Annotated in this window: 1 pseudogene; it reads left to right on the top strand. The window is 46.2% G+C overall.

Annotated elements, in window-relative coordinates:
* A pseudogene (locus tag DWV53_RS16365) lies at nt 1-221 on the top strand (relaxase/mobilization nuclease domain-containing protein); the annotation flags it as partial.

The following is a 221-nucleotide window of genomic DNA, read 5'->3' as shown; positions in this document are numbered from 1 at the left end:
CACTCGCAAATTGCGCAATGCGGAGCGTGCAAAATACGAGATTCACAATGCAGTCAAAGATGCCTTAAAAGTTGCAGATAGCTGGCAGAAGTTCAAGAATGAACTGTCAAAACGAGGTGTTCGCTTGGAGCTTGTCTATAAGGACAAGGAGAGAAGCAAGGTACAAGGCATCCGATTCTGTAAGGACGGATATAGCTTCAAGGGTACGCAGATTAGCCGAG

The sequence above is a fragment of the Segatella copri genome (assembly GCF_003465495.1).
GTDB classification, from domain to species: Bacteria; Bacteroidota; Bacteroidia; order Bacteroidales; family Bacteroidaceae; genus Prevotella; species Prevotella copri_G.
This window is presented reverse-complemented; position numbering and strand designations above follow the sequence as displayed.